This is a genomic window from Nocardioides sp. (assembly GCF_034670285.1).
Taxonomy (GTDB): Bacteria; Actinomycetota; Actinomycetes; order Propionibacteriales; family Nocardioidaceae; genus Nocardioides.
Genome location: NZ_JAXMNS010000179.1, coordinates 1 through 7,397, shown reverse-complemented (window position 1 = coordinate 7,397; position 7,397 = coordinate 1). Strand labels below are relative to the sequence as shown.

Here is a 7,397-nt window from a genome sequence, read left to right as displayed (position 1 = left end):
ATGAGGAACGCCTGCGCCAGCCCGTCGGGCGCGGGCTGAGTGGCATAGGTGATCTCGAGGCCCAGGGCCGAACCGTCGCCGAGAAGCCTCACGAACTGCTCCGCCTCGTGCGGGGTGGTGATCACCAGGACCTCGCGGATCCCGGCGAGCATCAGCGTCGAGAGCGGGTAGTGGATCATCGGCTTGTCATAGACGGGCATCAGCTGCTTGCTCACCGCGTGGGTGATCGGGTGCAGCCGACTGCCGGTCCCACCGGCCAGGATGATGCCTCGCATGCGGGCAAGTGTGGCGCACCGGCCAGGCTACGCGCGTCAGGGCCGCCGTTACGGCAGCGTCACATGACTGTCTTTCACCTGTAGGTGTCAAGACTGCCGATTCGTGGTTAAGTGTCACAGGTCCGGGCGAGGCACGATTCCTCCCCGGTGGTCCCGCTCGGGGGCCGACCAAGGGGCAGGGGTGTCCCCCGGTGGCGGCGATGTAGGGGAACTTGACGTAATGAGCGTGATGAGCCAGAAGGAGACCTGGTTCAGGTCTGTGGCCCGATCGCGCGCCTTGCGCTACCTGCCGGTCACCGCTTTCGTCCTCGACCTGTTCGTCGTCTCGCTGAGCACCCTGCTGGCGGGACTGATCCGTGAGCGGTGGGACGAGCTCTTCGGAACGCGCGCCGAGGTGCTCAACGCGGTGACCGTGGCCGGGCCGGCGATCATCCTGGTCTGGGTGGCGTGCCTCTTCTTCTCCGGCGGCTACCGCAGCAGCCAGTTCGAGGTCGGCACCGACGAGTTCCGCCGGGTCGCCGTCGCCAGCCTGAGCGCTGCCGGTCTGGTCGGCGTGGGCTGCTACCTGCTCAACTACCCGCTCTCGCGCGGGTTCTTCTTCGTGACCTTCGCCGTCGGCCTGGCCGGCCTCATGCTCCAGCGCCTCGCGCTCCGCCAGGTCATCCACGCCGCCCGCAGCCTCGGCGGCCTCCAGCACCACGTGATCATCGTCGGCAGCCGCTTCGGCGTCGACGAGGTCGCCAACGTCATCACGCGCGAGAAGCGGCTCGGCTTCCAGGTCATCGGCTGCCTCACCCCGACCAACGACCCCGCCCCCGAGACCGACGGCGGCATCCCGGTGCTGGGCAACTGCGACAGCGTGACCGAGACGGTCGCCGCCTCCGGCGCCGACGTCGTCTTCTTCGCCAGCGGCGGCCTCACCTCCGCCGGGCAGATGCGCCGCATCGCCTGGGAGCTCGAGCACCACGACGTCCAGGTGGTGGTCGCCCCGAGCATCTCCGAGGTCTCCGGTGACCGCGTCAGCATCCGACCCGTCGGCGGTCTGCCCCTCATCCACCTCGAGCCGCCCCGCGCCACCGACGCGGCCCGCTGGGGCAAGAGGTCGCTCGACATCGTCGGCTCACTCGGCCTGCTCCTGCTGGCCTCCCCGGTGCTGGCGTTCGCGGCAGCACGGATCAAGCTCCACGACGGCGGCCCGGTCCTCTTCCGCCAGATGCGCACCGGTCGCGACGGCGAGGAGTTCTCGCTGCTCAAGTTCCGCACGATGGTCACCGACGCGGAGAAGAAGCTCGCCGAGCTGCACGCCAAGGAGGGCTACGACGGCGGGCTCTTCAAGATGGAGCGCGACCCGCGCATCACCAAGCCGGGTCAGTGGCTGCGCCGCTTCTCGATCGACGAGCTCCCCCAGCTGGTCAACGTGCTGCGCGGCGAGATGAGCCTCGTCGGCCCCCGTCCGCCGCTGCCGCTCGAGGTCGCGCAGTACCACGGCGACATGTCCCGCCGCCTCCACGTGCGCCCCGGGCTCACCGGCCTCTGGCAGGTCTCGGGTCGCTCCAACCTCTCCTTCGAGGAAGCGATCCGGCTCGACCTCTACTACGTCGACAACTGGTCGATGTTCCAGGACATCTCGATCCTCTACAAGACGATGGGCGCCGTCGTCCGCTCCCACGGCGCCTACTGAGCCGGTCGACCGCTCCCGCGTCTACGGTGGTCCCGTGATGCGCGTACTCGTGACCGGCGGCGCCGGCTTCATCGGCTCCAACTTCGTCCACCACCTGGTGCGTCACACCGACGCCGTGGTGACCGTGCTCGACAAGCTGACCTACGCGGCCTCGCAGGCCTCACTCGAGGGGCTGCCGACCGAGCGGGTGAGCCTGGTCGTGGGCGATGTCGCCGACCAGCCGCTGGTCGAGCGGCTGGCCGGCGAGCACGACGCGATCGTGCACTTCGCAGCCGAGTCGCACAACGACAACTCGCTCACCGAGCCGGGCCCCTTCATCCAGACCAACCTGGTCGGCACGTTCTGCGTGCTGGAGGCCGCACGCAAGCACGGCACCCGGCTCCACCACATCTCCACCGACGAGGTCTACGGCGACCTCGAGCTCGACGACCCGCAGCGCTTCACCGAGGCCACGCCTTACAACCCGAGCAGCCCCTACAGCGCCGCCAAGGCGGGCTCCGACCACCTCGTGCGGGCGTGGGTGCGCAGCTTCGGCGTGCAGGCGACGATCAGCAACTGCTCCAACAACTACGGCCCGTGGCAGCACGTGGAGAAGTTCATCCCGCGTCAGATCACCAATGTGCTCGGCGGGCAGCGCCCCAAGGTCTACGGCACGGGCACCAACGTGCGCGACTGGATCCACGCCGAGGACCACTCCTCCGCGGTCTGGACGATCCTCCAGCGCGGTCGCATCGGCGAGACCTACCTGATCGGCGCCGACGGCGAGCGCAACAACCTCGACGTCGTCGCCCTGATCCTGGGCCACCTCGGGCGAGCACCCGACGACTTCGACCTCGTCGCCGACCGCGCCGGTCACGACCTCCGCTACGCCATCGACTCCACCAAGCTGCGCGACGAGCTCGGCTGGCGACCGGCCTACCCCGACTTCGAGGCCGGCCTCGCAGGCACCATCGAGTGGTACCGCGACCACGAGGCGTGGTGGCGCCCGCACAAGCAGGCCACCGAGGCTGCCTACGCCGCGAAGGGACAGGCGTGAGATTTTCTGGTCCTCGAGTAGCCCGGACGAGCGACGAAGGAGCGCTGCCGGGCGTATCGAGACGCCCGCACCCGACTCACCACGTCTCGATACGTCGACCCCTCGCTCCGCTCGGCCGTCGACTACTCGACGACCAGGACTCGACCACCAGGAGACCCGCCCATGACTGAGCTCTCCGTCGAGGCCACCGCCATCCCCGGACTCCTAGTCGTGCACCTGCCGGTGCACCAGGACAGCCGAGGCTGGTTCAAGGAGAGCTGGCAGCAGGCCAAGATGACGGCGCTCGGGCTGCCCGACTTCCGTCCGGTGCAACAGAACGTCTCCTACAACGCCACCCGCGGCGCCACCCGGGGCATCCACGCCGAACCGTGGGACAAGTTCGTCTCGGTCTCGACCGGTCGCGCGTTCGGCGCCTGGGTCGACCTGCGCGCCGGAACGAGCTTCGGCACCAGCGTGCACGTCGAGCTCGACCCGTCGATCGCGGTCTTCGTGCCGCGAGGCGTCGGCAACAGCTATCAGACGCTCGAGGACGACGTCGCCTACAGCTATCTGGTCAACGACCACTGGCGCGCCGGGGAGACCTACCCCGCGCTCGCGCTCGACGACGCGACGGTCGCGATCCCCTGGCCGATCCCGCTCGCCGACGTAGGGAGCTCAGGGATCTCCGCCAAGGACCTCGCCCAGCCCTCGTTGGCCGAGGTGACTCCGATGGCGCCACGGCGACCCCTCGTCATCGGCGCACGCGGTCAGCTGGGACGCGCACTGCTCGCCCAGTTCCCGGACGCTCTCGGGGTCGACCTCCCCGGCTCCGGTGCCGAGCACGTCCTCGACGTCACCGATGCCGCGGCCGTTGCCGCCTGGCCCTGGCACGAGCACGACGTGGTCCTCAACGCGGCCGCCTACACCGCGGTCGACGTCGCCGAGACGCCCGTGGGCCGACCGGTGGCGTGGGCGGCCAACGCCCAGGCCCCGGCCACGCTCGCCCGCGTCGCCGACGAGCACCGCCTCGCGCTCGTGCACTTCTCCTCCGAGTACGTCTTCGACGGCACCCGCGAGGTCCACACCGAGGACGAGCCGCTCTCGCCGCTCGGGGTCTACGGGCAGACCAAGGCCGCCGGCGACCTGGCTGTCACCACGGCCCGTCGCCACCTCGTGCTGCGCACGTCCTGGCTCATCGGCGACGGCGGCAACTTCGTCCGCACGATGGCACGCCTGGCCGACACCGGGGTCTCCCCCGCGGTCGTGCACGACCAGGTCGGTCGGCTCACCTTCACCGCCGACCTCGCCGCCGCCGCCCACCACCTGCTCGAGGTCGGCGCCGCGAGCGGCGTCTACCAGGTCAGCAACGGCGGTGCCCCGACCTCCTGGGCCGAGGTCGCCGAGGAGGTCTTCGTGCGCCGCGGCCGCGAGCGCAGCGACGTACGGCGCGTCTCGACGCAGGAGTACGCCGCGGGCAAGGAGATGGCTCCGCGGCCGGCGCACAGCGTCCTGGACCTGAGCAAGCTCGAGGCCACCGGCCACGTGATGGCGCCCGCGCTCGAGCGGCTCGACGCCTACCTCGCTGGTCTCGCCGGCCTCGCCGGATCCGAGTAGCTGCCGAACCAGCTCCGCAGCGGCGGATCAGCCGCGGCGCTTGCCGCCGTGCTTGGAGTCGGCCTTGGGCGTGCGGGGCACCTTGGGCTTCTTGGCCTTTGACTCGTCGTCGGCGGTGTAGGGGTAGTCGTAGCCGTAGCCATAGCCGTAGCCCCGGTCGCGACCGCGCTTGGGCGGCACCAGGTTGACGACGACTCCCACGCACTTGCCGCCCACGGAGTCGACGCGCTCGAGCGCGTGCGCCAGCTGGTCGCGAGTGGTCTTGCCGTGCCGCACGATGGCCAGCATGCCGTCGGAGCGGGCGGCGAGCAGGGCAGCGTCGGTGACGGGGAGCAGCGGCGGCGCGTCGAGGATGACGACGTCGAAGCGGCTGCGGAGGTCCTTGACCAGCAGCTCCATCGCGTGCGACTGGAGCAGCTCGGACGGGTTCGGCGGCCGCGGGCCGCAGGTGAGCACCGTGACCCCGGTCTCGCGCTGCACCTGGAGAGCGTCGTCGAGCGTGATCTTGCCGATGAGCACGCTGGTGGTGCCGACGGCGTCGTCGAGGCCGAAGCGCTTGGCCATCGTCGGACGCCGCAGGTCGCACTCGACCAGCGCCACGCTCTCGCCCGCCATCGCGAGGGTGATCGCGAGGCTTGCGGACGTCGTCGACTTTCCCTCACCGGGCAGCGAGCTGGAGACCACGAAGACGCGGTGGTCCTGGTCGACCTCGACGTACTGCATGTTGGTGCGCAGCACGCGGAAGGCCTCGGCCCACGGAGTCGCCTCGGAAAGGGCGGTCACCTGGTCCTTCGCGACCGCGGCCGGGTCGCTGTTGATGTTGCCGAGGATCGGCACCGGCGTGACCGCGGCGACGTCGTCGGTGCTGGAGATCGAGGTGTCGAGCAGGTCGCGCAGCACGGCGATGCCGATGCCGAGAAGGATCCCGAGCACGACGCCGAGCGCGAGGTTGCGGGTGACGTTGGGGCTGACCGTGCCCGTCGGGATCGTCGCCTTGTCGGTGATCGACAGGCGGATCGGCGGGGCACTGCCGTCGGGCGGGGTCTCGATGTCAGCCACCAGGAGCATCAGCGACTGGGCATAGGCCTGCGCGATGTCGCGGGCGGCGACCGGGTCAGGGTTCTGCACGTCGATCTCGATGTTGACCGTCTGCGGGATCGCGGTCGCCGAGACCGAGTCGAGGAGCACCGACGGCTCGTAGATGCCACCGAGCTCGTTGGCCACCGTCTCGGCGAGGTCACGGTTGGTCACCAGGGCGACGTACGACGTCACGCGGCGCGCAGCGAACTGGTCGCCGGTCGCGGCCTCGCTGGTCTCCGAGGACGGCGTCGAGACGAAGAGCTGTGCCGAGGAGGCGTACAGCGGCGTCGCCTGCAGCGTGAGCAGGCCCGCGGCTGCCGTCGACAGCAGCACGGCCATGACGACCAGGCGCCAGCGCCTGCGAATCGTCAGCCAGTAGTCCCTCAGTTCCACGAACTCCACCCGTCGTCGTCCGACTAACTGGTGGCTGAGCCTACCCGTAGCGACGCGGGGTGTCAGGCCGGGTCCGGCCCGGCGGACGCGCGTCAGCGCCGACGCAGGCTGCCCAGCGCCGGTCGTACGTCAGCAAGATAGACCAGCGCTGCCACCAGCAGGGCGATGTTGATGATGAACAGGCCCAGGGGCACGAACTGGAGGACCACTCCGAGGCCCAGGATCGTGCACCAGGTCGTCTTGGTGAGCTTGCCCGCAGCCTCGTAGGCCTGCGGCGAGTAGAGCAGGGAGTTGACGAAGGCGAAGATCGCCGTGGCCAGGATCGCGAAGGCGACCAGCAGGCTGATGTAGGACTCGGCGGCGAAAATTCCCATAGTCCCTCCAGCGTATCGGGCGGTCGCGCGTGCGAGCGCAGCACGGCCCCCGCAGGTCAGACCTGCGGGGGCCGTGTGGGTGATGCGACCAGCCCCGGGGTCCGGGGCGCCGTCAGAACAGCGTCAGCTGGTCGTCATCGGGTGCTCTTCAGGCCTGCTCGGTCGCCGAGGTGCTGGCGGCGGGCGTGGCGGGGGCGGCCGGAGCAGCCTTGGCCGCGGGGGCCTTCTTGGCCGGAGCCTTCTTGGCGGGGGCCTTCTTGGCGGCCGGCTTGGAGGCGGGCGCCTTCTTGGCGGCCGGCTTCGTGGCGGGCTTCGTGGCCGGCTTGCGGACCGGAGCCTTCTTGGCGGCGGGCTTGGTCTTGTTGACCTTCACCTCGACGGAGGCGGTCGACGGCAGCTTGGTGCCGCGGACGACGGCCTCGCCGCGCTTGGCGAGGTCGCCGTAGGTGCCCACGACGGTGCCGGTCACGGTGGCGACGTTGTCGTTGACCGTGGTCTGGACCTTGGTCGGCAGGCCCTTGGCCTCGGCCTGGAGCTCGGCGACGCGGGCCTCGACGGCCGCGCGGCGGGCCTTGGCGGCCTCGAGAGCGGAGGTGCGGACAGCCTTGGCGTCGAAGCCGGTGACGGTCTTCTGCACGTCGGCGACGCGGGCCTGGGCGTCCTTCTGGGCGCCGGTCACGAACTTCTGCACGTCGGCGACGTACTCCTTGACGGCGGTGACGGCGAGGTCACCGGCGCCGACACCGGCGTAGAGGGGCTTCTGCGCGGCCGCGGGGACCTCGAGGGACTTGAAATCGAACTTGGCCTTGGCCATGTCAGTTCTCCTTAGATGATGGTGCAGATGAGGTGGTCGGTGTGCTTCCGTGCTCGTCCACGTCCACGCCCCCTGGTGAGGGCGCGACGGCCTCCTCGAGGTCGGTGACCTCGTCGTCGGAGCCGTCGGCCTCGTTCATCGCGATGAACGA

7 protein-coding genes are annotated in these 7,397 nt (G+C 70.1%); 3 read left to right on the top strand and 4 right to left on the bottom strand.

The features are described from left to right. Positions 1 to 275 (bottom strand): sugar phosphate nucleotidyltransferase (locus VOI19_RS10475; protein WP_323792907.1); only part of this gene is annotated, 275 nt, incomplete at its 3' end. Between the two features lie 220 nt (positions 276 to 495). On the opposite strand from VOI19_RS10475, the gene VOI19_RS10470 reads away from it, so the two are divergent. The 3 genes from VOI19_RS10470 to VOI19_RS10460 all read left to right on the top strand — a co-directional run bounded on the left by VOI19_RS10470 (position 496) and on the right by VOI19_RS10460 (position 4,585). Then, positions 496 to 1,956 (top strand): sugar transferase, encoded by a 1,461-nt coding sequence (locus VOI19_RS10470; protein ID WP_323792906.1) that lies wholly within the window; start codon positions 496 to 498, stop codon positions 1,954 to 1,956. A gap of 37 nt (positions 1,957 to 1,993) precedes the next feature. Continuing rightward, positions 1,994 to 2,992: a dTDP-glucose 4,6-dehydratase gene (gene rfbB, locus VOI19_RS10465; protein WP_323792908.1), complete on the top strand. Its 999-nt coding sequence runs from the start codon at positions 1,994 to 1,996 to the stop codon at positions 2,990 to 2,992. A 162-nt stretch (positions 2,993 to 3,154) separates the two neighbouring features. Then, positions 3,155 to 4,585: a bifunctional dTDP-4-dehydrorhamnose 3,5-epimerase family protein/NAD(P)-dependent oxidoreductase gene (locus tag VOI19_RS10460; RefSeq protein WP_323792905.1), complete on the top strand. Its 1,431-nt coding sequence runs from the start codon at positions 3,155 to 3,157 to the stop codon at positions 4,583 to 4,585. A gap of 27 nt (positions 4,586 to 4,612) precedes the next feature. On the opposite strand, the gene VOI19_RS10455 is transcribed toward VOI19_RS10460, so the two are convergent. The 3 genes from VOI19_RS10455 to VOI19_RS10445 all read right to left on the bottom strand — a co-directional run bounded on the left by VOI19_RS10455 (position 4,613) and on the right by VOI19_RS10445 (position 7,246). Next, a complete protein-coding gene (locus VOI19_RS10455; RefSeq protein WP_323792904.1) occupies positions 4,613 to 6,058 on the bottom strand; it encodes a polysaccharide biosynthesis tyrosine autokinase in 1,446 nt (481 codons plus the stop codon). 92 nt (positions 6,059 to 6,150) lie between these two features. Continuing rightward, the gene (locus tag VOI19_RS10450) at positions 6,151 to 6,432 is read right to left on the bottom strand and encodes a DUF2516 family protein (RefSeq protein ID WP_323792903.1); all 282 of its coding nucleotides are present in this window, start codon (positions 6,430 to 6,432) and stop codon (positions 6,151 to 6,153) included. Positions 6,433 to 6,580: 148 nt separating this feature from the next. Further along, positions 6,581 to 7,246: a hypothetical protein gene (locus VOI19_RS10445; protein WP_323792902.1), complete on the bottom strand. Its 666-nt coding sequence runs from the start codon at positions 7,244 to 7,246 to the stop codon at positions 6,581 to 6,583. Positions 7,247 to 7,397: the final 151 nt, after the last annotated feature.

Bases quoted from the DNA above. Each gene is read 5' to 3' on its own strand.
- rfbB (WP_323792908.1), top strand. From the start codon at position 1,994: ATGCGCGTACTCGTGACCGGCGGCGCCGGCTTCATCGGCTCCAACTTC.
- VOI19_RS10450 (WP_323792903.1), bottom strand. From the start codon at position 6,432: ATGGGAATTTTCGCCGCCGAGTCCTACATCAGCCTGCTGGTCGCCTTC.
- VOI19_RS10445 (WP_323792902.1), bottom strand. From the start codon at position 7,246: ATGGCCAAGGCCAAGTTCGATTTCAAGTCCCTCGAGGTCCCCGCGGCC.
- VOI19_RS10460 (WP_323792905.1), top strand. From the start codon at position 3,155: ATGACTGAGCTCTCCGTCGAGGCCACCGCCATCCCCGGACTCCTAGTC.
- VOI19_RS10470 (WP_323792906.1), top strand. From the start codon at position 496: ATGAGCGTGATGAGCCAGAAGGAGACCTGGTTCAGGTCTGTGGCCCGA.